Annotated in this window: 1 pseudogene; it reads left to right on the top strand. The window is 70.9% G+C overall.

From position 1 onward, the window contains the following. Nucleotides 1–268: pseudogene (locus tag KVT32_RS30235) on the top strand (TonB-dependent receptor); the annotation flags it as partial.

The following is a 268-nucleotide window of genomic DNA, read 5'->3' on the forward strand; positions in this document are numbered from 1 at the left end:
CCGCTGCGCATGCTGCCGGCGCCCTGGAACGGTCTGCTGGTCGGCATCAACGGCAGCCTCACCCAGTCGCGCGCCGGCATCGACAGCGCAAGCGAGGGCGGCGTCCGCGCCACGCGCAGCATCCGCATGCCGGGACAATCGAAGCGCACCGGCAACGCGATGATCGGCTCCGAAGCGGGCCCGTTCAGCACGCGCCTGGCGCTGTACTACAAGTCGCCCTACCTGCTGGAACTGGGCGAGGACGTGCTCGACGCCGGCCAGGACCGCT

Source organism: Achromobacter sp. GbtcB20, from assembly GCF_019091095.1.
Lineage (GTDB): Bacteria > Pseudomonadota > Gammaproteobacteria > Burkholderiales > Burkholderiaceae_B > Achromobacter > Achromobacter mucicolens.